The organism is Niabella sp. (genome assembly GCF_030150205.1).
In the GTDB taxonomy this organism is placed as follows: Bacteria; Bacteroidota; Bacteroidia; order Chitinophagales; family Chitinophagaceae; genus Niabella.
Window position 1 is genome coordinate 510,763 of sequence record NZ_JASLGT010000008.1, and the last position, 24,689, is coordinate 535,451.

Annotated in this window: 20 protein-coding genes; 7 read left to right on the forward strand and 13 right to left on the reverse strand. The window is 46.8% G+C overall.

Translation table 11 applies throughout. From position 1 onward, the window contains the following. Positions 1-38: 38 nt before the first annotated feature. The 4 genes from Q1V85_RS06825 (at position 39) to ilvA (ending at position 4,960) form a co-directional block, all read left to right on the forward strand. Positions 39-1,475, forward strand: a complete 1,437-nt coding sequence (locus Q1V85_RS06825) for an ATP-binding cassette domain-containing protein (protein WP_300598550.1) — start codon at positions 39-41, stop codon at positions 1,473-1,475. A gap of 579 nt (positions 1,476-2,054) precedes the next feature. Further along, the gene (locus Q1V85_RS06830) at positions 2,055-2,756 is read left to right on the forward strand and encodes a hypothetical protein (protein WP_300598551.1); all 702 of its coding nucleotides are present in this window, start codon (positions 2,055-2,057) and stop codon (positions 2,754-2,756) included. Between the two features lie 89 nt (positions 2,757-2,845). Beyond that, complete coding sequence (locus Q1V85_RS06835) at positions 2,846-3,661, forward strand: hypothetical protein (RefSeq protein WP_300598552.1); 816 nt, start codon at positions 2,846-2,848, stop codon at positions 3,659-3,661. A gap of 66 nt (positions 3,662-3,727) precedes the next feature. Then, entirely contained in the window at positions 3,728-4,960 is a 1,233-nt protein-coding gene (ilvA, locus tag Q1V85_RS06840) for a threonine ammonia-lyase IlvA (protein WP_300598553.1), read from the forward strand. A gap of 369 nt (positions 4,961-5,329) precedes the next feature. Here ilvA and Q1V85_RS06845 read toward each other — a convergent pair whose 3' ends face one another. Beyond that, positions 5,330-6,031 (reverse strand): hypothetical protein, encoded by a 702-nt coding sequence (locus Q1V85_RS06845; RefSeq protein WP_300598554.1) that lies wholly within the window; start codon positions 6,029-6,031, stop codon positions 5,330-5,332. Between the two features lies 1 nt (position 6,032). Beyond that, entirely contained in the window at positions 6,033-7,088 is a 1,056-nt protein-coding gene (locus tag Q1V85_RS06850) for a hypothetical protein (protein ID WP_300598555.1), read from the reverse strand. Between the two features lie 104 nt (positions 7,089-7,192). Here Q1V85_RS06850 and Q1V85_RS06855 point away from each other — a divergent pair, with 104 nt between their 5' ends. After that, positions 7,193-7,687 carry a DinB family protein gene (locus tag Q1V85_RS06855; RefSeq protein WP_300598556.1) on the forward strand — a complete coding sequence of 165 codons (495 nt, stop codon included), beginning with the start codon at positions 7,193-7,195 and terminating at the stop codon, positions 7,685-7,687. Between the two features lie 227 nt (positions 7,688-7,914). Here Q1V85_RS06855 and Q1V85_RS06860 read toward each other — a convergent pair whose 3' ends face one another. From Q1V85_RS06860 to nhaA, 3 genes are all read right to left on the reverse strand, one after another. Then, positions 7,915-8,880 (reverse strand): YafY family protein, encoded by a 966-nt coding sequence (locus tag Q1V85_RS06860; RefSeq protein ID WP_300598557.1) that lies wholly within the window; start codon positions 8,878-8,880, stop codon positions 7,915-7,917. Positions 8,881-8,919: 39 nt separating this feature from the next. Beyond that, positions 8,920-9,798 carry a bestrophin family protein gene (locus tag Q1V85_RS06865; protein WP_300598558.1) on the reverse strand — a complete coding sequence of 293 codons (879 nt, stop codon included), beginning with the start codon at positions 9,796-9,798 and terminating at the stop codon, positions 8,920-8,922. Positions 9,799-10,006: 208 nt separating this feature from the next. Beyond that, positions 10,007-11,206 (reverse strand): Na+/H+ antiporter NhaA, encoded by a 1,200-nt coding sequence (nhaA, locus tag Q1V85_RS06870; RefSeq protein WP_300598559.1) that lies wholly within the window; start codon positions 11,204-11,206, stop codon positions 10,007-10,009. A 54-nt stretch (positions 11,207-11,260) separates the two neighbouring features. Between nhaA and Q1V85_RS06875 the strand changes: the two genes are divergently transcribed. Then, the gene (locus Q1V85_RS06875) at positions 11,261-12,154 is read left to right on the forward strand and encodes a LysR family transcriptional regulator (protein WP_300598560.1); all 894 of its coding nucleotides are present in this window, start codon (positions 11,261-11,263) and stop codon (positions 12,152-12,154) included. 69 nt (positions 12,155-12,223) lie between these two features. Here Q1V85_RS06875 and Q1V85_RS06880 read toward each other — a convergent pair whose 3' ends face one another. Then, positions 12,224-13,462 (reverse strand): MFS transporter, encoded by a 1,239-nt coding sequence (locus tag Q1V85_RS06880; protein ID WP_300598561.1) that lies wholly within the window; start codon positions 13,460-13,462, stop codon positions 12,224-12,226. A 203-nt stretch (positions 13,463-13,665) separates the two neighbouring features. Here Q1V85_RS06880 and Q1V85_RS06885 point away from each other — a divergent pair, with 203 nt between their 5' ends. Then, a complete protein-coding gene (locus tag Q1V85_RS06885; protein ID WP_300598562.1) occupies positions 13,666-14,337 on the forward strand; it encodes a DUF1345 domain-containing protein in 672 nt (223 codons plus the stop codon). Between the two features lie 95 nt (positions 14,338-14,432). On the opposite strand, the gene Q1V85_RS06890 is transcribed toward Q1V85_RS06885, so the two are convergent. The 7 genes from Q1V85_RS06890 to Q1V85_RS06915 form a co-directional block, all read right to left on the reverse strand. Next, positions 14,433-16,052 (reverse strand): beta-N-acetylhexosaminidase, encoded by a 1,620-nt coding sequence (locus Q1V85_RS06890; protein ID WP_300598563.1) that lies wholly within the window; start codon positions 16,050-16,052, stop codon positions 14,433-14,435. Positions 16,053-16,118: 66 nt separating this feature from the next. Next, positions 16,119-16,424, reverse strand: a complete 306-nt coding sequence (locus tag Q1V85_RS25175) for a type II toxin-antitoxin system RelE/ParE family toxin (protein WP_366914003.1) — start codon at positions 16,422-16,424, stop codon at positions 16,119-16,121. Further along, entirely contained in the window at positions 16,400-16,693 is a 294-nt protein-coding gene (locus tag Q1V85_RS06895; protein WP_300598564.1) for a hypothetical protein, read from the reverse strand. Before Q1V85_RS06895 ends, Q1V85_RS25175 begins: the two co-directional genes overlap by 25 nt. Positions 16,694-16,807: 114 nt before the next feature. Further along, a complete protein-coding gene (locus Q1V85_RS06900) occupies positions 16,808-18,313 on the reverse strand; it encodes an alpha-L-fucosidase (RefSeq protein ID WP_300598565.1) in 1,506 nt (501 codons plus the stop codon). A 57-nt stretch (positions 18,314-18,370) separates the two neighbouring features. Then, entirely contained in the window at positions 18,371-20,470 is a 2,100-nt protein-coding gene (locus tag Q1V85_RS06905) for a glycoside hydrolase family 2 TIM barrel-domain containing protein (RefSeq protein ID WP_300598566.1), read from the reverse strand. Between the two features lie 426 nt (positions 20,471-20,896). Beyond that, on the reverse strand, positions 20,897-22,621 hold the full coding sequence (locus tag Q1V85_RS06910) for a LamG-like jellyroll fold domain-containing protein (RefSeq protein WP_300598568.1): 1,725 nt from the start codon (positions 22,619-22,621) through the stop codon (positions 20,897-20,899). Positions 22,622-22,632: 11 nt separating this feature from the next. Further along, positions 22,633-24,678, reverse strand: coding sequence for a M60 family metallopeptidase (locus Q1V85_RS06915; RefSeq protein ID WP_300598569.1), 2,046 nt, complete (start codon positions 24,676-24,678; stop codon positions 22,633-22,635). Positions 24,679-24,689: the final 11 nt, after the last annotated feature.

Sequence of the window (24,689 nt, forward strand, 5' to 3'; positions counted from 1 at the left end):
AACCTTGCAGGTCTTTTTTATTAAAAAATATTTCAACCTTGACCTTACTTAACATCGAAGACCTGTCCGTACGTTACGGTGCCAAAACCGTATTACAGCATGTATCCCTTACCGTGAACCAGGGTGAAAGCTGGGTAATAAGAGGAATGAGCGGAAGCGGCAAAACAACTTTTGCAAGGGCCATCGCCGGTCCGGTAAAGTATACAGGAAAGCTAAACATCAGCTATGATCCGCAAAGCCCCCTGCCGGCCGCAACACTTTTTGTAGAAAGCTGGTACCGGTTTACCAACCTGGAAGGCGACCGTAATTTTTATTATCAGCAGCGATACAACCACCAGCAAAGAAGGGATACCGTTACCATTGCAAGGGAACTGGAGTTATACGGCAAAGAACATGCATTAAACAATCATCGTTTGCAGGAGCTGATCACCACACTGGATTATACCCGGGTGCTGGATGAGCAGCTTTTTGAAGTCTCCAGTGGGGAGCATAAAAAGCTACAGCTGATCAAGGCCCTGTGGCTGCGCCCGCAATTACTGATCATCGACCAGCCTTATACCGGGCTTGATGTAAACTCCCGCGGACGTTTAAACCAGCTGCTTGATGAATTTACAGGAAATGGCGGCACCCTGATCCTGATCAGCAACGATATTGAATTGCCCCCGTGCATTCACCATTTTGCATTGCTGCAAAATGGCAGCCTGACTGTTACGGATGCTTCATTTAGCTTTGAGACAAAGGCCTTAAAACCCCTGCCCGCTTTTCTGAAAGAGCCGCCTCAATATACGACGCAGACATTGATCCATATGAAAGATGTGCAGGTTCATTATGAAGAAAAACAGGTACTGAAAGATATCCAGTGGCAGGTAAATGCCGGGGAACGCTGGTTGCTCCAGGGACATAACGGTTCGGGAAAATCGACCCTGCTGAGTTTGATAACCGGTGATCATCCGCAGGCCTATGCCAATGATATTAAATTATTTGGCGTACAACGCGGCGGTGGGGAAAGCATCTGGGATATTAAACGGCGGATCGGTCTTATTTCGCCGGAACTGCACTGGTATTTTGATGCAAACGCTACCGTGCTGCAAAGTCTTGCATCCGGCTTTTTCGACAGTAACGGCCTGTACCGGCAGCTGCGTTATATGCAGAAACAACAACTGGATGAGCTGCTGAAATTCCTGGATCTTTATGACGTAAAAGACGAACTGCTGACCACGCTCCCACTGGGTAAGCAACGGCTGGCTTTATTAGGCCGCACCCTTATTAAAAATCCACAGCTTTTGGTGCTGGATGAGCCCTGCCAGGGGCTGGATCAGCAGCAAACACAATACTTTAATAAACTGGTAGACGAAATCAGCAAAAATGGTGTCACCATCATTTATGTAGGCCATTTTGAAACACAGCTGCCTGCATGCATTACGCACAAACTGGTGCTGCAGGATGGAAAAATCATCCAGCATACAAAGATCTAACCGCCCTGGATTAACCGGCAAAAGAATTAAATAAAGGAGCACTTTGTGGATGTATCAATGTACCTGTCCACAGGATGGCTACTCAATAGACAGCTACATCTTCCTCTTTTTTGAACAACGCTGTGGCCGCATTAACCAGCTCACAAAAATGCACAACAAAGAAGTTTAATACAGACCTGTGCCACGCCGTATGTATTTCAATCGCTGCCTGCTGCATATGAGATTTAAAACATGGAAGCATCGACACGCGCTTCCTGATATTCTTATTCCATGAACCTGATGAATTATACCATTGGGGAACTTATGCTCGGGTTGGCACTATCTTAACACACCCCGCAGTTTGGCAACCTCCTAAACTGTTCTTTGCTCCTCCCATAAAATGAAGATTTCATGAAAAACAAACATTGGAAATACTTTTGTTAAATAACCACAACTGTTGTTTAACAATCATGCTGGTAATAAACTCCTTGGCTCAACAGCAACAGCCAGTTCATGCATTCTTCATTTTCATACACCAGTTTTGGCACAATCGTTGAAATAAAAAACCTCATCACGATCCTAAATTTAAAATTCGTTTTTATGAAAACAAATCTCAAAATCTCTATTGCTGCGTTCTCGGTATTGTTTATCACTGCTGCCCATGCGCAGGTAGGCGTGGGAACTGCAGTAAAAGGTTCTGTAGGAGCCTCCGTAAATGCAGCAAAGGCAGCGTCTGCTGCAACCAACACGGTTGGCAAAGTAGCTGCGGCTACAACCACCGCTGTTAATAAAACAACGGTTGCCGCAACCGGGGCGGTAGATAAAACAAAAATCGCAGCCGGCACAGCTGTTGACAAAACAGCCACCGCAGCAAAAAGCAGCGTTAATGCCGGAAGTTCGGTTCAGACAGGCACCAGTACCAACGTAAGCGTGGGCGCAAAAACTCAAAATGCATCGGCCACCGATGCCACTACAAATGGAGATGTGCAGGCCGGCATTCATGCCAATGAAAATGCCAAGGCAAATGCCAACGAACAATCGGCCGTAAAGGAGGGAGTTATTTCGGCCGGTACTGATGCCGGTGCATCCGGAAATTCCACCATTGGCATATCCGGCTCAGGCGAAACAGCCACCAATGTTAAAGAAGATGCAAACGCCGGCACCGGTGCTGCAGTTGCGGGTACCCAAAAAACAACAGGAACGGTTAAGTCTGGTGTAAAAAAAGGAGCCACTAAAATCAAAAATGCTCAGCCATCGTCAACTGTTGATGCAAACGCTTCCGGTAACGTAAAAGTAAAATGATCCGGTACTGAATAAAAATGCTACTGATTGCCCTCTCCGCAATAAGAGGGCAATCTTTTTAATCGCTGTACAACCTGGAATCCGTTCTTATGAACCCAATATTGAGATCGATCTTTTGGGGCATCCTGCTGATGCCTGTAACCTGCTTTAGCCAAAAAGACAGTACCCGGAAAAATGAATTCGGGGCCGGAGTGAATTTCCAGACGCGCCTTCATTATTTCGGAAGAACAGACAGCCTACAGAGCAGTGCCCTCATTCCCAATATCGGCTACCAGCTTAAAAACGGGCTATACGTTCAGGGAAATTTTGTTTTCATTCAAAATAAAGCGATAGCCACCACTTATGCCGGAACCACCCTGGAAGGCGGGTTCCGCTTTAAGCCCTCAAAGCATTTCAGCGGCAATATTTTTTATATGCAGGTATTGTACAAGGATAACAGCGCCTTGCCGCAATCTGCATTAAAGAGCCAGACCGGCGTCAATACAGCAATCACAACTCCCGTAATTACCATCAATGCCGGTGGCGACCTGATATTTTCCAAAGAAAAAACAGATATCGGGGCTACCCTGGGAGCGGATCATATCTTTGTACTTCACAAACCGAACAGTCGTGTTGCATTTGCCATCGATCCCTCCTGTTACCTGTACGCAGGAACACAACGATTTACAAAGAGCTACATCGAGCGTACCAAATTCCTGGGCATACCGGTGGGCCAGAAAGAAAACACACAATCCTTCGATCGTTTTAATATTTTGGCATACGAAGCCTCCGCCCCCGTTGTAGCCGTGGCAGGAAAATTCTTTGCAACAGTTATACCCTCCTACGTAATGCCGCAAAACCTGCTGGAAGGAGAAACCGGGAAAAACCTGTTCTACCTTACCCTGGGTGTGGGCGTTAAACTTTAACCGGTCAGTATATAATAAATCTGCACATTGTAGTCATAAAATGTGGATTCCTTTTTACCTTTGGACATGCAGATTGAATTTGAAAAAGCTACAGAACGGTTAAAGGGAATTGTTATAAAAACACCGTTACAATACAACCAAAATCTCTCAAAACAGTACCAATGCAATATTTACCTCAAACGTGAGGATCTTCAGGTGGTACGCTCCTATAAACTCCGGGGGGCCTTCAACATGATGCAATCTCTTAGCTGCGACGAGTTGCAAAAAGGCGTGGTTTGCGCCAGCGCCGGCAATCATGCGCAGGGTGTAGCCTATAGCTGCAACCGCCTGGGTGTAAAAGGCGTGATCTTTATGCCCAGCATTACGCCCAACCAGAAAATCGAGCAGACCAAGATGTTTGGAGAAACCAATATCGAGATCATTCTTACCGGCGATACTTTTGATGACTGCGCAACTGCTGCAAAAATCTACACAGAAAAAAATGGGATGATCTTTATTCCACCTTTTGATCACGAGCGCATCATTGAAGGACAGGGTACTGTAGGGGTTGAAATATGGAATGATCTGAAAAAGATCGACCACATCATAATCCCCAACGGAGGTGGCGGACTGTGTGCCGGAGTAAGTACCTATATTAAATCGGTAAGCCCGCATACAAAAATTACGGGAGCAGAACCCGAAGGCGCTCCGTCTATGACATTAGCCCTGAAGAGCGGCGGGCCGGTGGAACTGAAAACCATTGACCGTTTTGTAGATGGTGCTGCTGTAAAAAAAGTAGGCCAGCTTACCTATGAACTCTGTAAAGCCCATCTTGATGAAATGCGCCTGGTGCCGGAAGGAAAGATCTGCAGCACCATTTTGCAATTGTATAATAAGGATGCCATTGTTGCGGAACCAGCCGGCGCATTATCCATCGCCGCACTGGATTTTATGCAGGAAGAAATTAAAGGAAAGAATGTCGTATGTATTGTAAGCGGCAGCAATAACGATATCGACCGGATGCAGGAAATAAAGGAACGCAGTCTGCAATACGAAGGGCTGAAGCATTATTTTCTTGTAAATTTTGCACAACGTCCGGGTGCCTTAAAAGAGTTTGTAAACGATGTACTGGGTCCCCATGATGATATCACCCGTTTCGAATACATGCAAAAAACCAATAAGGAAAGCGGGCCTGCACTGATTGGCATTGAACTGAAGCACCGGGAAGATTATCATCCGCTGATCCAAAACCTGGAACGCACACAAATCGAATTTACCGAGCTCAATAAGGACAATACCTTGTTCAGTTACCTTGTCTAATTGTGATATATCCGATAAAAACTAAAACGCCCATTTGCCCCACTCCATACGGGCTAAACACATAGGGTACCTATCAAATAAACAAAGGCACAGCCCGGCAGCAACCACGCATAAATTTTGCATTGTCACCGGTGCGCTGCACCTACACGTCTGTCACGGCCGGTTAGCCTATAGGATGAACGCTGCGCCGCAGCTTTCCAACCCACAAAAATCAACCGGCCGTCTATGCGATGAATCGGAAACTATGTAACTCCTCTGCACCCCTATGCTCCTATACCGTAGAGCCCCGCAAGGTGCAGTTGCCCACTGGCTTTTAATCATGGGCATGCCAAAGCCACCCACGAAATTATCTGATCATCATCCAGGCCCTTACTGTTTCTTCATCTCTTTTAAATTGCCATCCGGATCAAAATTCAGCCGAAGATCGGAGCGTGCGCCCTGGATCTGTAGGTACCAGCCCGCTTCGGTACGGTTCACCCTTTTGATCTTCATGTAATTAAAGTAGATAAAGCCATTCGTTTTTCCTCCGGGGATTTCTTTTATTTTCCCCTGCGCGATATCGTTGATCTTTTTAGCGGTAGCCAGCCGGATCCGGCTCAGCGGCATTAAAAAATCCACCTCGTTCTGCATCGACCCAACGATTTTTACAGGAGTCGGATCCTGCCATTTTCCATTGGCATATACATACTGGTCTATATTTTCCGTAGTGTCGGGATTTTGAATATTGATTGATATTCGGCCACCCTGGAAATCGTAAAAATAAAGGGTTTGGTACAACATCAGTTGTTTTCCCCTGAACTGTGGCAGGTTTTCCAGTTCCGACTGGATGCGATCCAGCGTTGCCGCGTCTTCAAAAATGCTCCGGTTGCTTGAGGCATCTCCACCATCAGATTCAATAACAGTGCTGCTATTTGTACTATGCGATTCCGTTGTTGTATGCATTGCTGCATCCTTTTTCTCCGGCCGGGGATGACGGGTTTCTTCAAAGCTCTTGTTGATCTGCTCACAGGCACAGAGCATCATCAATGCTATGGCACTTAAAAAGACCGCTTTAAAATAATTCGGTTTCATTTTAATCAAGGGGTTGAATTTGTTCCGGGTGCTCCGGATCGTATAAAATGGGAATGGTTTTTCCAGGCGCGATATCCGGTATTCTGAGTAAATCGACCACCTTCTTAAAAGAAGCCTGGTGTATACGCCCCCGGCTTCCTTCAAATTCGATGGTAAACCGCACCTGCGGCTGCTCATTGATATAAAGTCCCGTTTGCGCAGTATTGATAATGGTAGCGGTTGCCGGCTTTCCGTATAAAAGCAATTTTGAGTTTTTCCGTTTTGCTCCGGACAGTTTCCGGATCACCATATAAATGACCAGTTCAATGCCGATAATAAAAGGGATCAGGATAAAGGGGTGCCCAAAACCCAGGTACCGCCATCCATATCCCCTGCTTTCCTGCATGTACGAATACACCAGTATACCCGGGGCCAGGGTCAACAGGATCAACAGCACCAATACAATGATGGTCATGATCGTCCGGTTCCATTGAAACCCTTTCCCCTGGATCATTACCGCCGGATCGCCTATTTCCGGATCCAGTAATAGCGATACCGTTTTACCCGGCGCAAAACGGTGCTGCGAGGGCTCAGAGTCTACCATATCGATTGTGGTTTCAACCTCGGCATCCACCAGGTTTCTGAATGCTACCTTTAATGCCAGCAATTCGCCCCTGGCTCCCACCTGCAGCACCTGCTTTTGCACAACCGTTCCACGGGCATGGCGCCCGTTTTGAAGCAAGCGCTCCAACAACCGTTTTTTTCGAAACTGCGACAGGATAAAATTGTCGATGAAAAGTACCAGCACCAGTATCCATAAAAAGCAACCTACCCCCAGCCATACAAAAGCGGCGGTTGCCGGCTGATCCGGCGGTGTCATCTTCCATTCATCGCCGGCATAATGGATGATCAGGGGTAAACCGGCGGTCATGAACAACGTAAATGCCACAAAAAAGAACAGGAAAAAACGCAACCAGCCCAGGCCGCTACTAATTTTATCTGAAGAAGGCGTCATAGTGGATTCTTTTAGCATTTCCGATGTCCGCAGCGAAGCACATACCATCGAATGATCCTTCAAAATACGGAGAAGAATTTAATCTGACAAAAACAAAAGATTTTTATTCCTGCTGACAAAGGGCTGTCACTACCCGGTTTTAATTTTGATTTATAAAATAAAACAATATGATGACAACAACAACAGCCACCCTGCAAAGTGCCGTAATCGGAAAAGAACAACTGCTTAAACACTGGCAGGGACACCGTAACCTGACCCGCAAGGTTATTGAAGCCTTCCCGGAAAAAGAACTGTTTGAATTTTCCGTTGCCGGCATGCGTCCGTTCTCCAGTCTGGCCATCGAAATGCTGTCGATGTGCGGTCCTGCATTAAAAGCCATTGTTGAACGGTCCGCTACACCCTACAGCGAAGAAGATATTGCGCCCAAAACCAAAGAAGAGCTGCTCAAATTATGGGATGCCGAAACGGTAACCATTAATACCTATTTTGACCAGATTCCCGGAGAAGATTTTTCGCAAACCTTCAACCTTTTTGGCCAATACAACTTTCCCATTTACCAGAATATCCTTTATTTTATCGATAATGAAATTCATCACCGCGGACAGGGGTATGTGTACCTCCGGGCATTGAATATTCAGCCACCCTTCTTCTGGGATCGTTAAGTACCGGTGTTTTGTTAAGACAGGAAAGAGCATTGCTCATATCAATCGGCAGCTTTCAACATAGACATCCTCCACTCACGGAACGTCGGTTCCGTTTGCAATACAGTAAATGGCCTGAACATTCAGTATTTATTAGCAGCTGCAGATTCGCAGATTATCCTTATTGAGATCAATAAACCCGATGGGGTCAAGCCATTATCTGCGAATCTGCGGCTTTCATTGCATTTTTATTTTTCCTTCAGGTTTTCCATCTGTTTTGCCACGATGGAGCGAACACTTGCTTTTAAAGATTCCGGTTCCAGGATCCGGGCATGATCACCAAAACCCAAAAACCAGCGGGCAAAATCACTTTCTGGATAACTGCTCATGAAGGTCATTTCGATACCCTGGCTGGTTTCCTTTTCTTCTGTAAAGCCATGATAATGCCGGTTCCATTGCAGGTAGGCGGCCACCTTCGGTTCTACCATGATGCGTACCTTCGTACGGGGCACTTCTTTCCGCTGGTTTAAAAATTCCTTCAGTTCCGGATGCTCCTTTGTAAAAGGGGTTTCTGTTTTAAGTATACCCTGGATCCGGTCTGTACGAAAGCGCCGGTAGTCTTTCCGCAGATGACAATAGGCCATGATGTACCAAAAATCATTTTCATGAAATACACCTACCGGCTCTATTTTCCGGATCTCCGGTGTGCTGGATTCTATTTTTTTATACCGGATCTCCACCTGTACTTTCTGGGCAAGACTATCGAACAATACCGACAATGCTTCCGGCACTTTTTCATTAAAAATACTTTGGGCGGTACGTACCTGCACCTGCGATTCGATGCTGGAGATCCAGTCCTTATCGGCCATCCGCAGTACCGCCTTCATCTTGGCGATAGCCGACGCAAAATGATCGCCCAGCCGCTTGTCGATAAATTTCTGCATCAGTTTTTCCGCCGCCACAAAACTGGAGGCCTCCTCCCTTGTAAACATGACCGGTGGCAGCCGGTAGCCCTCTACCAGTTCGTAACCAACACCGGCTTCACTGGCAATAGGCACACCGGCCGTTTGCAGGCTACGGATATCGCGGTAGATGGTACGTAAGCTCACTTCAAACCGGTCTGCCAGATCCTGTGCTTTTACAATACGTTTCGACTGCAACTGGATCAGGATGGCAACAATGCGGTCGAATTTATTCAGTTGTTCAAAAGACATAACGATACATTCTTAAATGATAAATACCCGGGCCACCTCCTATGCGTGCAACACCTCCTGTATATGCTTTCGCATATTGAGTACCATCTGCTCCAGCGGCAGGTCATCCGGATCGGTACCAAAGGGGTTTTCTATGGATTCTGCGATCAGCTCCAGCGATGCCAGCACATAAAAAACGAAGGGCACGGCGGCTATGACAAAATAGCCCATCGAAAACACAAACCCGATCGGCAGCGTGAATACATATACAACGATAAATTTTTTAATAAACGAACTGTAGGAATAAGGAATGGGCGTGTTCTTAATACGCTCACAGGCCCCGGCCACATCCGTAAGCGACTGCAGCTCGTTGTTGAGTACGATCAGCTGCTCTCCCGATATTTTCCCTGCCTGGTATAGTTCCGTCACCTGCCGGAAGATCATCGAAGTTACCTGGTTGGGACCGTGTTTTTTCTCCAGGTCCAGTTCGGGATGATCAGCGGTATCCAGCATAAACGTGGTATAATCCGAACGCAAAAAGCTAAACAGGGTTTGCGAAAACAGCGGGATAGATTTCCGGAAAAAATGACGGCTTGCTTTATCCGCCCGGGGCAAAAATGCATCCAGTTTAATGGCCAGCGAGCGACAGGTATTCGTAAGCGTTCCCCACTGCCGGCGGGCTTCCCACCAGCGATCATAGGCCGTATTGGTACGGAATACCAATAGCAGCGATAACGCAAACCCCAGCAGGTTGTGCACCATATTAATGTTACGCAACCAGCTTTTTTCAGATAGTTTCAGGTACTCCAGTTCCAGGTAGGCAATACCCCAGGACAACAGGGCCATCAATACCAGGTAAGGAACCAGTTTCCGGAATGTATCCGATTTATGAATATAAAAGACCGACTTAAACCATTCTTTGGAGTTGTAAATTGTCATATACTTATGTAAAACAAACGATCAGCATGAATAAATGTAAACAATGGAATGTAAAAATAAGACCTCTGCTTTTCCCACCCATTTTTTTGTGGATCGAATCTTAAGGAAGCGCTCAAAAGCCTCCTTATAACACGTGAATCATGCGAAGTCAGGGGCTTCCCGGTTTTGCAGCATACCGGGAGCATCCGGCAACGAAGCCCCGTTTACCCTATGCCATCTTTTTCCGGTGGATTGTGCGCAATACGATGCAGCCCAGTATGGCCGCAAGTACTGAAGCCACCAGGATCGCCAGTTTTGCCTCCGCTACCAGGAGCGGGTCTTCAAAAGAAAGCAAACTGATAAAGATCGACATAGTAAACCCGATGCCCGCCAGCAAACCCAGGCCTGCCATATGCGTCCAGCCGGCTCCCCGCGGCAATTTACCAATGCCCAACCGTACGCCGGCCCAGGTAGATAAAAGAATACCGGCACATTTCCCCGCGATCAGTCCAATGATAATACCCAATCCCAGGGGAGCGGTGAGCCCATTTAACATCGACGCCTCAAACCGGATATTGGTATTCGCCAGGGCAAAAAGCGGTATAATTAAAAAATTCACCGGTTTGGTTAACGCATGTTCTAACTTTTCAAGTGGCGATTGCGTGGCATCGGGCGTAGTGGGCAGGGTCATAGCCACCAATACACCGGCGATGGTTGCGTGTATCCCCGAATGATGAATAAAATACCAGACAAAAAGTCCCGGCACCAGGTAAAACCAAAGTCCTTTTACATTGAGGCGGTTGAAAATAACCAGCAGGATCATCACCGCACCGGCATACAGCAGGTAGTTGAGGTGGATTTCTGATGAATAAAACAGGGCAATGACCAGGATCGCGATCAGGTCGTCTACGATCGCAAGGGCTGCCAGGAAAATCTTCAGGCTCCCCGGTACTTTTTTACCCAGCAGGGAAATAGCAGCAAGAGCAAAGGCAATATCTGTAGCCATGGGAATGCCCCAGCCGGAAGCCGTAGCGGTTCCTTTATTCAGCAGTGCAAAAATCACCGCCGGTAAAATGGCGCCGCCAAAAGCAGCAATCACCGGAAGCATGGCCTTGCTGGGTGTGGAAAGCTCCCCTTCCACCATTTCCCGTTTGATCTCCAGACCTACCAGCAGGAAAAAAACCGCCATCAATCCGTCATTGATCCAGTGCAGGATCGAAAACCGCAAACCGATGGTACCGGTTTCCCAACCCACATAGGTGTTCAGCCACTGTTCAAAGGAACGGCCGGCCGGAATATTGGCAATCACCAGGGATAGTAATACACATCCCATCAGAATGATTCCTCCAACAGAGTTTGCATTTACGTATTTTCGAAAGGTGTCTAAATTGATTCGTTTCAGCATAGCCCTTAAAATTACGAATTGCATTTTTAATTCCCGGTTTCCCAGCGCTTATTTCTACTTTCGATCTACCTTTGAAAGATGTTCGATTTCAGATTACAGGTGTTTCATACCGTAGCCCGGCGGCTGAATTTCACGCGCGCCGCAGAAGAGCTGTTCATTTCCCAACCGGCGGCAACGAAGCATGTGCAGGAAATTGAGCAGCATTTTAAAACCAAATTATTTGAACGGAACGGCTCTAAGATCTCATTAACCGGCGCCGGGAAAATATTGATGCGATATACGGAAGAGTTATTCGGTGTTTACCGGAAAATGGAACTGGAGCTGCATTCTTTTGCTGCACAGCACAAAGGAACCCTGCGGATCGGTGCCAGCACCACCATTGCCGAATACCTGCTGCCGCCTGCACTGGCCGCTTTCAAAAGCCGGTTCAAAGACATTTCCATTGTCCTTACCAGTGGCAACACCGAGTATATTGAAAAGCTGCTACAAAAGAGCGAGATCGATTTTGGCATGATTGAAGGACAGCCCAAGAATAGTTTGTTTAAGTATACCCCCTTTATAAAAGATGAAATTGTGCTGGTGGCATCCGGAAAAAACCCCATCACCAAAAAGCAAAAGATCTCCTTGAAAGAATTACAGCAGTTACCCATGGCATTAAGAGAGCCCGGCTCCGGCACACTCGAAGTGATCACCAAACACCTGAAAACAAAAGGCATCCGGATCTCGCAGCTCAACCGGGAAATACAACTGGCCAGTTCTGAGAGCATCAAATCCTATATTTCCAATTCCATGGCCGTTTCCTTTCTCTCTATCCATACCATACTGGGCGAACTTAACAATAATGAACTGGCTATTGTAGATGTACTGGGACTGGACATTGAGCGCCATTTCCAGTTTGTACAATTGCACAGCGGGGCGGCCGCTATTCCGGATTATTTTATGAAATTCATCAATCATTACAATTTCAAGTAACAGGAAGCCTACCGTCTCAGGCAGGTGCTTCGTTATTTGTAAACCCGGGAGCAGGCAAAGGCTATCCGCTTAATGTTCCGGGTGGTTATTCCGGGGTGTCATCCGGTTTACGCAAATATAGAGCGCCACGGCCACCACTACCAGGATGCTGCCGGTAGCGATCCATAAAGTGTTAAAACCATAGTCACTGGCCACTCTTGTTCCCAGGAACGGCGTAATGATAAACGAGATGGATACCGCCATCCCGTTAAGTCCCATATAAGAACCCTTGTTTCCTTTTCCGGACCGCATGGCGGTTATGGCCGACATAAAGGGGAGCACCAGGATTTCTGCCAGGCTCAATACGGTAATGGATAAAATGATCAGCCATACGCTATGACCGGCGATCAGCATCGCATAGGATACGGCCGTGCCCAGCGCACCTACCAAAAGTGTGGCTGCGGGCGTAAGCTTTCTTTCGGCCATGTTTACCAGCAGCATTTCCATCACCACGATCACAAAACCGCTGTAGCCCAGCACATATCCGATGGTTGTTTGATTTAACCCCGCTTCATCGCGGTAAAACAGGGGCAGCGTATTGAAGAACTGGAAAAAGCAAAGGGAAAAGATCCCACAGAACACCGAATACACCACAAACGGCGTATCGCGGTAAGCCGAACGTTCATGTACCAGATCAGCTTCCTTTATAGTCTTTTTTCGTGCCTGTTCTTTTTTGCGGAACAGGATAGAGCGTTTTCTGAAAAAGCGCACATAAACAATACCGGCTGTTAATGCCCCCTGTGCGTTTACGGCGAACAGGAAATTGTATGACACAGCTGCCAGGATGCCACCCAGCGCAGGGCCGATGGAAAAGCCCAGGTTGATTGCCATCCGGTTTAGCGAAAAAGCACGGGTAAGGTTTTCGGGTGCAGCATACTTGGTAATGGCCACGGAGTTAGCCGGCCTGAATGATTCACTGATGACGCTTTGAACAAAAATGATGGCTGCCAGCCCCTGCAAGGTGGTAAAAAACGGGATCACGGCAAACAACGGCGCGCTTAAAAATAAACTGGCCCACTGCACCCTGAACTCCCCGATACGGTCCGTAATATATCCTCCCAGCCAGGAGCCCACCACCGATCCGATACCAAAAAAGCTAAGCACGATCCCGGACTCTTTTAAACCAAAATGAAGATGGTCCGTCATGTATACCCCCAGGAAAGGCAGCACCATTGAGCCGGAGCGATTGATGAGCATCACCACCGCAAGCATCCAGGCTTCCTTTGAAAGGCCTTTGAATGAATGGATATAGACGCGCAGAATTCCCATAGGATATGAAAAAGCTGCAAAGGTACCGCAAAAAAAACGAATAATCCAGTACATTTGGGAATGGACGCTTCGCACCGAATCATCTGCAGCACATACAGAGGCAAAGGTTAGGCAGTATGCTGCCGGCGTTGTTGCAGCGTAAACCCGGCGTGCCGGATATTGAGCGGTAAAAAAAGTTGTCCCGGAAAACCAGTAGTTGTTGTATGCAGAAACCGCATCCCTTCCGGCCTGGATTTGCGCATAAATTGCGCGCGATCGACCGGGTATACTTGTCACTTATTGCCGGCAGTATCACCGGCGCGGCGCTATTGTACCACCATCTTCCACCGGTAATGACCGTTCTGGCTTGCTGGCTGGTGTTTTGTATCTGCTATCTCATTCTTTGCTGGCAGGTGATTTATACCACTCCGCAGGAATATATTGTAAAAAAAGCGGCCATTGAAGACGGCAGCCGGAGCTTTGTTTTTATATTTATTGTACTGGCCTGCTTTGCCTGTATGGGTGCGGTGCTTAACATTGTGGTCAATTCCCGGGAAACGAATATCAGTCATTATCTATGGTTGCCGCTGTCGGTATCTGCAATGATCGCCTCCTGGTTATTGGTGCATACGATCTATACGTTTCATTACGCCCATCTTTACTACCAGGATGATCCTGAAGGATACGGCCTGCATTTTCCCGGAGATGAAAAACCCGATTACCGCGATTTTGCATATTATTCCCTTTGTATGGGTTGCACCTTCCAGGTTTCGGATGTAGATACCACCTCAAAAAACCTAAGACTTGTAACGATGTACCACGGCCTGATCTCTTTTGCATTAAACACCTTCCTGGTTGCCCTTACGATCAATATCGTTTCGGGATTGGTGCATTAGGCTGGAGAGATCAGTTTTTAGTTATCAGTTTTCAGCAGTCAGTTATCAGCAACTGAAAACTGAAGACTGATAACTGACTGCTAACGGCTGACGACTTAATTCTCCTGTGCAGACAGGTTCCGTTTATCCTTCCGGAAATATACCGGTTCGGGGATCTCAGAAGGATTAAAGGGGTTGTAAAAGTAAATATCGTCATCCCGGTAAAGCGCAAATTGTTTTTTTAGCCGCTGGGTAAAATCTTCATAATCTTTTAAGGACTCCTTTGTCCAGGCCGCCTCCGCTAATGCAGCAATGCGGGGGAAGGTGAGGTAATCCATCCGGGTGGTATTGGGTACCGTTTCTGTCCATAAATTCGCCTGCAGTCCCTGTACCTGTTTTTGATGCTGCGCATCTACCAATGCAGACAGGCTAAAGGAATAAACATCTTTCAACGGGCTGTAGCCCTTGCCCCATTTCCGGCCCATACGATGCGTACTGTCCTGAACAAAATCGAAATAATAGGGCAGGCGCGGACATACCACCACATCATACCCCCTGTCTAACGCCATTTTTAACTGCACCGGTTTATCGTGCCGCCACCAGAAGATAACGGTTTTGTCCTTTGGCAGGTTCACTTCGGCCATTTCATCCCAAACCAGCAGCTTTGCATTCATTCCGTAAACCGAATCCGCCATACGTTCCATAAAATAACGCTCTACGGCTTTTAGGTCCTTTAAGTCATGTGCGGCCATCAGTTTTTTAATACCCTCATTCTGGAGCCATTTATCGGTTCCAAAACTTACTTCATCACCGCCCAGGTGAATCATGCCGGAGGGAAAAAGCATATTCGTTTCCCTTAGAATATTGGTGAGGTAACTATAGGTATGTTCATTCCCTGGGTCAAAGGTAAAATCCGGATGCTGTGCATTGCCCCCACCGCTGTATTGCGGATAGGCGCGATTCGCTGCTGTGGCATGACCCGGCATATCAATTTCGGGAATCACAGTGATATTGCGCTGTGCGGCATAATGAACAACCTCGGCGATCTGTTGCTGCGTATAATAAGCCGCCAGGGCCTCCGGGTTGGTAAAGCTTCCCGCACCACCGATCAGGGTTAGCCGGGGATACCGCCGGATCTCCAGGCGCCACGCCGGCTCATCCGTAAGGTGCCAGTGAAAGCGGTTTAGTTTATAAAAAGCCATCCAGTCCAGCAATTGCAATACCTTCTCTTTTCCCATAAAATGCCGCGATTCATCCAGCATAAATCCGCGCCAGCGATAGCGGGGTGCATCGGTAATCTGCCATCCATCGATAGTAATGCTTCCATTATCGTTTTTTTGAAGACGGATCAATTGTAACAAACTGGAAATACCGTTGACCACACCGCCAACCGAGTTGCCGGTAATATGAATCGCCTCATCCGCAATGCGCAGGGTATACCCCTCGTCGCCTTCCATAGCCCCCTTGCTGAAGGTAAGCCGGATCGCATTGGGTGTGGATGACGCTGTAGTTAAACCAAGCGGAAGTAATTCCTTTTTATTAAGTTCCCCTTGCAGATACGCCGCAGCATCTTTCAGGGAAGCACTTCCTACATAAATGCGGGTGTATTTATTCAGGTTGAAGGAACCGTTAGATACGGTTGCTTTCACCGGTGCCGGGATCACCGGACAGGGAGCCTGCGAAAAAAGAAAAAGCTTAATAGTTAAAAAAACTGTTGTAAGAAAAATACGACTCATTGTTAATTAAAATAAGCAGAAAATATTTGTTGATTGCAGGCATTTGAAAAAAGTATAACTACCTGTCTAATAAAATGAAGGTTTCATTTTAGTATGCCGTACTCTCAAAATACGAACAATAGCATTATTGAAACGATAAGAGATCCTGTATCCGTGCTTCTCAAAGGCTCTATAGCTACCATCGTTAGCCACTTTATATTTATCCGGTCTGTAAATGGCCGGATTCTGTTCTGCCCTGCCAACAGCATCAATGATATCGTTCACAATGTTTGACGCATTTTGTGGGGAATCTTTACTAATAAAGTTATATACGAGTTGTAACTCTTCCTGAGCACGTTTTGTCCAAACTATTTGGTAGAACGCGGTATCCATTCCTTTGCCTTGGCTTTCAGCTGATCATGCGTAATATAATCTCCCCTTTGGAACTCAGCTTCTGCTTCGGCCAGTTCATTGTTGTATTGCTCCATGCTGGTGTTGGCCCCTGTTTTTTTTAAATGGATAAATGACTTAATGACGCCAATCAATGACATTTTCTCTTCATCTCCCAGCAAAGGCAGATAATCTGTTATTTTTTTATCCAGCGTTGATCCTGTCATAATTTCCTTTTCCACAAATTTACCGCTAAACCAATATTTTTCCAAACAACGCATTGAGGGAGATATAATCATCACTGAATCACCAGAAAAGATCCTTTTTAGAAGTTTTTTTTGCAATTCATATCAGCAAAACCGTATTGGCGGGTTTTCTGTAGCAACCTACATTTTTGCATCCATTAATTTGCTCGCTTTTTTTACGGGAGCACCCAGCTGCATGCGGATCACAAACGCCCTGGTTGCCTGAAAGGATGCCGGCAGCAGGATATCGAAATAGGTATTTTTATCCAGGTCCAGCCCCATGTCCGCAGGTTTCACCTCCAGCTTGCCGCCGGCTTCCAATAGCACCGCCGAAGCCGGCACCTGTTTAAAGTTCTTTGGAACCGCTATCCGTACAATATTGTTTACCGGCCGGTTGAATACGGTCAGGTACAGGGTACTGTCCTTCTGGGTAAAATACCCGTAATTGCTGACCGGGAAATCCGAATGCCGGTTTTCATAAACCGCGGCAGCATTGCGTCGCACCCATGCACCGGTTTCTGCCGCAATCCGGTCTTCTTCCGGTCGCATGTTACCTTGACCGTCTGGTCCGAAATTGATCACAAAATTGCCATTCATCGATCGGCAGCGCATCAGCAGATCCAGCAGGTCGTCGGTTGTTTTTGTATAGATCCCCGACCAGTCTTTCATATATCCCCAACCGTTTGGCGGAATCGTCATCACACAATCCCAATCGTTTCCGTCAATCCACTCATAACTGCCGGGCATCTTCCGCTCCCATCCCTGCTCATAATCGCCCAGCAGGCGACCGTTGCTGTCGAAATGCCGTGCCCCAAATTCATCATTACGGAACCTGGATCCAATGATCAGTCCCGGGTGTTTCTCGCGCAGTTCTTTCTCCAGTTTATAGGTAAAATCATAGGCGCTTTTCCAGGAAGCATCCCAGGTACCATCAAACCAAAGCCCTTTGATCTGCGGATAGTTTGTAACCAGCTCCAGCAGCTGGTTGCGGGTGTATTGTAAAAACCGGTTAAACCGTTTTTTTTCCTCCTCCGTTTTTGGTGTACCGCCCATATAATCCGGGTTGTTCCATTCCAGTACCGAAAAATAAAGGTATACATCAATGCCCTCTGCTGTATAGGCATCCACCACCTGCTTTACAATATCTTTTTTATACGGTGTTTTTGCAATACTGTAATCGGAATATTTTGTAGGCCATAGTGCAAATCCATCGTGGTGCTTGGTGGTAAAGATCACATACCGGGCGCCCATATCCTTTGCCTGCTTTGCCCAGCGCTTTGCATCAAAATCTTTTGGATTAAACTGTTTGTATAAATTATCGTAGATGTTTTTCCAGTCTTTGGGAGCGGTGGGTCCTCCCCAGGAACGGATCCATTCCGATGCAGCGGCCCCGCCTCTTGCACTGACGCCGTTCCATTCGTTACCGGGAATGGCGTACAGGCCCCAGTGAATGAACTGGCCCAGGCCATAATTGCGAAAGGCCTTCATTTGCGGATCGGTACGATGTGCCGGCGTAATGGGGCCGTATTGAATCGCTCGTAAACTATCCGGCTTTCGCTTGGGGCCGGTCCATTGCGCATTTGCGAACGGGCTCAAAATCCCGATCATCACAAAAAGAAAGAAGCCTGCTTTTTTTATATTTTTCATTTCCTGATTCTTTAACCGTTATTTTTTAAATTATCACATTCCCAAATCTGCACATTCCTATTGCAATATCCATGTCATCCGATCCTTTAATTGTTTGCCATTTGCCGAACCCGTTGCCTCAATTTCATTTGCGCCTTTTTTTAATGTAACATTTTCAAATATCCAATGTTTTTTATTAACGCCGTACTGTCCCTTTACTTCCTTTCCGTTTACAAAAAGCCGCACCTGCGCCAGGTTCGAAAATGCCTGCACCCTGGTGGTATCCTGTGTACGTATACTATCGCGCCGGTTGGCCAGGTAAAGCATCGGTTCCGGGTTCCAGTTGGCCTTATACCAGTAAAAAGCATCCTTTCTTCGTTTCCGGTCGAAGCTAACCAATCCTTTTAAATTTCGTGCATTCACCCCACCCCGGTTCCACATGGGAACTGCAAATTCAAAGGCATTCCATAAATAGGATGCAAGAATGTAGGGATGCTTTTCGATAATCGCCCATTGTTGAATATGCGTTTCTGTCTGGTAATTTTCGGGGTAGAACTTCCCGCTTACGGGATTGATCTTTGAAGGGTCCGGCAGTGTTTCTGAAGACTGATCCATATTGCCATCGGCACCGTATTCCGTTAACATGACTTTGTAGGCCGGATAACTTTTTTCAAGGCCGGAAGCCCATTTTTCAAGATCGCCGATTCTTCCCTCGTACCAGCCGTAATAGCGGTTCATACCCTGTACATCTGCAGCCAGGTTAGCCGGCCGGTTCATTTCACCAAAACCGGAAACAGCCACCGTATACCTATCCGGATCATCCGTTTTTGCAATATCATTCAATTCCCTGGTAAGCACCGGCACATGTTCATCCTGCGTTTTAGAATAAACCTCATTATGCATGCCCCAGATATAGATGGAGGGATGATTCCGGTTTTGCCGCACCAGCTCCGTCATTTGCTGTTTGGCGTTTTCACTTTCCTGGTACGAAGTGGTATTTACAAAAGGAATCTCTGCCCAGATCAACAGGCCCATTTTATCTGCCAGCGCATACATATCTTCCGCCTGCTGGTAATGCGCCAGCCGGATCGTTGTGGCACCCATTTCCCGGATGATCTTCATATCTTCTTCATGCTGCGCGTGCGAAAGCGCGTTTCCGTACTGCCAGCGATCCTGGTGTCTTGTAACTCCGTACATCGGGTATTTAACACCGTTCAGGTACATGCCGTCCCCGGCCCGCAGTTCAAACCGGCGAACACCAAGCGGCTGGGTAACCGCGTCCAGCTCCTGGCCATCCCGGATCAGAGCGGTGGTGAGGCTATACAAATATGGATCTTTTATACCGTTCCACAGATGCGGGTTATTCACCGGAAATACCTGCTCTACGTAGGTAGTACCCTGGGGACTTACCAATACATTTTTGCGTACCCGGGCCACTGTCTTTCCGCTGGCATTTTTTACAACTATTTGCAGTATCACGGTCTGCGCCGTTGCTTCATTGTTCTCCAGTTTTGCGTTCACCTGTATATCGGCCCTCTTTGCCGATACATGCTTCTGTGTAATGTAGATACCCGGCGATGCATAGTCTGTAACCGTTATATTTACAGGTGCTGTAACGATCAGGCTTACCGGCCGGTAAATGCCCCCGTAGATCGGGAACAGAAAATGGTTTACCGGCAGCACATCTTTTCGTGCATCGTTATTGGTTTTGACCAGGATCAGGTTCTCTTCGCCGTATTTTACCGTATGGGTAATTTCAAAAGCGAAAGCGGCATAGCTTCCTTTATGCTCGGTAAGGTATCGCCCGTTGATATAAATGGTAGCTACCGATCCAACACCTTCAAAACGCAAAAAGATCCGTTTTCCTTTCAATTCATTCTTTATAAAAAAACTCTTTTTATAAAAAGCATCGCCGGCGTAGAAGTTCTTATCGAGCTGCATATCTGTACGGTTATAAGTATGCGGCACCGTGATCTTTTCCCATTCCTCGTGCAGGTAGCTGGTATCCTTTCCAAAATCGCCCGGTCCTTTTTTAAATTCCCAGTTATCGTTAAAGGTAATCACCGTTCTGCTATTTTGTGCAGCAGCCTTATTAACCATTCCCCAACACAACACACCAACGACCATGCTCCAGACAACCCTTTTAAAAAAAAGGGGCGTATAATATTTCATTTCCATAATTTATGATAAATACTCAATTTTAAAAACTCCGTAACGGACCTTGCAAAACCTGGGGAAAGTGTTTCAGTTTCCTGATGCCTGCAAATATATCCGGCTTTTTCAATAAAAGCCGGGAAGTCCGCTTGCTTTTCATACCATCACCGGCGCATCTCCGCATGCAAACGATTGTCCATCTTTTATCCGCTTATACCCGCTATTCTGCCCTTATAATCTTCCTCCTTAAAAAAAGTCACGCCATGGAAATGGCGCGACGAGAGATTGATTGTTTGTCGAAAATTGTTTTGTACGTTGCGCCGGGATCAAGCAAAGGCTGTTTTATATAAAGCCGTTCGCTTTCAAAAAGATGAATACGATCACCACTAATACCAACACCACAACGGCTATATCTTTAAAAAACGTTGATCTCATATCCGGATGCGCCATTTATTTTATAAATTCCGTTTCATACTTCGAAAGCCATTCTTTGCTTTCGAAACCCCAGGCAGAAAGCGGATTCAGATTTACCCAATAAAAAAGATTGGGCGCGATATCTGTGTTTGTTGTTAAAAAATTGTCGGGCGTATTGCAATTGGTAGCCGACAGCAGCGACCAGGCTGGTGTAAAATTCATCACCAGGTCTTTACCGGTTGCTAACGGACTTTTATTGCGATATACATTTCCCAATGCTTCATTGCACGGCCAGTACCCGATAAGGTTACTATAAAAGTCATCTGTACTGGTAATGCCGTTCTTACAGGGATAACTTTGAATATATGCTTCGGACACCGCTTTGTTCCAGATGGCTAATTCGATCGCCCGGAAGGGCAGATTACCTGTAGCCGCAGTTATATTTCCAATTACAAGCGGACTTCCCGGACTGGAAAGGTCCGGATAAGCCGTCATATCATACGTAGAATCTTTTACTCCATTCGTATATACACTGGCATATCGTTTACCATCGGTTTTCGTTTGCACCACCAGGGCTATCGTTACCCATCCGGAATTGACAGCAGGCAAAGGCTGTTTGCTGTGGAGAAAATATCTTGGAGTAGTACCTCCGCCACCTTCGCCAATACAAATCCTGAAATTATTGGCTCCATTGGTCATCAGCTCCCAGCCCTTTATATTCGTATACGGGTGGCTTACTTTAGACACCAGTACCGAATTCCCCGAAGGTGAAAAATTACCGGTGCGCATTACTTTTACCATCATTGTAAATTCTCCAGCACCTACTGCAGGAATATCGTACCCCATGCCGGTAACACTTGCTGCAGGAAGAACCGCCTGCGTAGCAATAGCAGTGTGATTTACAGCGTTTGTCAATGCAGGCGCTATGAATTGCTTTTTTACAAAATTGGAGTTATTATAAATGGTAAAAATTTTCCGCTGAAGGATGGTTGGATCTCCGTACCGGTTTCCTTCTCCCCCGTGGTTAGACGTTACTATCGTGAGCCAGTCCTCCAGCTTATAATTGCTTCTTTTTGCCACGGCATCCAGTATTTCTTTAATATAGCCGTCTACTTTTAATACCGCATCTTTATACGCCTGCTGATCTGCAGAGAAAGCAGAGGCAAGACCGGCAAGGTTTACGCTGTTAAAGTTCACCATTATTACCCCCAGCTTGTCGTCCTGAAGATACCGGATCGCGCTGTCTTTTACCTGCTGATCCGCCGCAGCTACAACCGCACTACCCGCAAATTTCAACCCGTTTACAGCCAGTCCTGCCCAGGGCGTAATGGCCACTGTTTTTGGCAGGTAACCGGATATTAACAGCCGTTGAAAAAAATTGGAAAACACGGGCAGGTCTTCTTTTTCATGTAAGCTATCCTGATCCAGACCCGGAGTAAAGGAACTATCAATAATGCCGGAAGTTGCGGCAGATTTACCACTCAGAATGTTGGCCCAGGAAGGACCATCTGTAGTTTGTGCATCTGCAAATGCCTCCCAGGAGTACTTGGCGTGCTCTGTAAGACCCATGATCGACGGTGGTGCAATTTTCTTTACTTCCGGGCCGGAGGCGCCATCCAGCACAATCATCAGCACCTTTCTTTTTTTACTAAATGGTTTCTCCACGGCTGTTTCAAAAACTTCAGGAGGATCGTAGTATTTAGAGCAGGCTGCAATGGAGCCCATAACCAACAGGAATATAAAAAAGTAAAACCGTTTCATTTATAAATATTTTAATAGTAAAAAGCACCAAACTCTGCAAGGGCCGAATTATTGTTACTATCTGTTGTGCGCCCCCATGTGACCCGGAAGTACTGGAAGGTTTTGGTGGTAGGCAAATCAATATATTGCTTAGCCACGGCATCTGCCGCAGTACCCGTTTTCAGCGTGTAGCTGCCCACATTCTCCCAGGTAGCGTTATCCATACTTACTTCAATGGTCACAGCCGTCAGATGCGTTGAAGGGGTATTTTGTCGCTGAACAAAATAAAACCCATCGGCTGTTATCGCTTTGGTTCCGGTTTTTACCACCGCAGCAAACGGATAAGAAGCAGCCTGGGTACCACCCGTTGTATTGGGCGTAGCACCCGCCGTGTTGGGGCCCAGGTAACATCCCTGAAAACAACTTGACCATATTGTAGCTGTGTTTCCATCCAGCAAATTAGCCGGTGTGTATGTATCCAGAGGATAACGGATATTGGTAATGGATTCAACGGTCCACCCCAAACTTGTACCCGGCTTACCTGCACCAAAATCGGTTCTTAACACCTGGTCCCCGCCGGTACCGGTATATGGGTTGTATAACCAGAGATTTGTTTTTAGCCTGGGATATCCTTTATCAGCGATCGCTTTCCGGGATGTTGCACTTATGGTAAGTCCCCATTCCCGCATAAACCGGTACATATCCGTTTTGGTAAACTCACAAAGGCGTTCATAATAAAAATCAACTTTTGATTGATCATCAATTGCTGTAAACCGGGCATTTCTTGCAGCCGTACACAGGTAGGTCATAAATTCGAACCCATATTTCTCAAATATCTGGGTATAAAAACTCATCTTGGCGTCATCTGAAGGATTGGTTACTGCGGTACTGCCGTCCCAGGTGGTGGTACCCGTCCATCGCTTCTTAAGTGAATCTAACGATACATAGGGAAGAGCGCCGTTCCAGGAACGCAGTTCATTGGGATGGTGATACCCAGCCGGGTTATTTACCTGTGCATTTTTAAAACTGAACAGGTTATTACTCACCTCTCCGTTGCCGCTAAAACTCCAGGTACTGCCCATCTGCATGTTATGTCCCTGCTCATGGAAGGTACCCCAGTTCGATGTACGCACAAGATCGGGCGTTACCGCCTGTTTGAAATAGTTCATGGTATTCATCGCCACTACCGGAAACCCGCTATGCTGGGCACCCACAGAAGGCTGCACATCGTGTACCACCCGCCACTGGTTAAACGGCGCCCTGTTCTTTACATCAGGATTGCCTTCGATCAGTCCATACCAGTCCCAATACACTTCTTTAATGGTTTTATCCCATAAGGTCATCAACTCTGTGGGACTGCTGATAGGCGCCTGGGCCAGCTTTGCAGTCTCCAGCGTAAATACGATACGGCCACCTACCAGTTCAAAAAAAGGAACAGATGTTTTACGCGCCAGCTCCTTCCATTCAGCATCTGTCGTTTTTCCCAGGAAAAAGCTGGCTGACTTTGCGGTTCCGCTAAATGTAACCGGCACAATGGCGCCGGTTGGCTTTGCAGGGATTATATAAATAAGGCCACCATAAAGATTGCGTAAATAGTTCTTGCCCGGGAACAATTGCTTCCGGTTGTAGATCAGGGGGTCGCGTTTCAGGTCGGCCTTACCGGTCAGATTATCGGTATGCGAACCTATTTGCGCCTCCAGGCCATAAATACCGTCGGGTACTTCCACCGTAATCAATTCGCCGGCCGGTGCCCACATGCCGGTGCTTAGCCAGTTACCCGGAGCCACACTGATACGCAGGTCTGAAGCCGGCACATTTACATAATTCAAATCGATGTTCACCACATAATTTTGCAGGCGGGGTTCGTCCGGACTGATCAAACCCGGGAAAACGCTGGCCTGGATATATTTCGATTTATCGATCTTAACAGATGTGTCAACCTCCACGTTGACCGTATCCGGGAAATTGGTGGAGGTATACCCATTGTCAAATTTCAATCCGTAGTTTTTATTGCATCCCGCCAGCCAGGTGAAGATGCAACATAAGGCTACCAGGAGATAATAGTTGTTCCTTTTCATATAAAAAACTC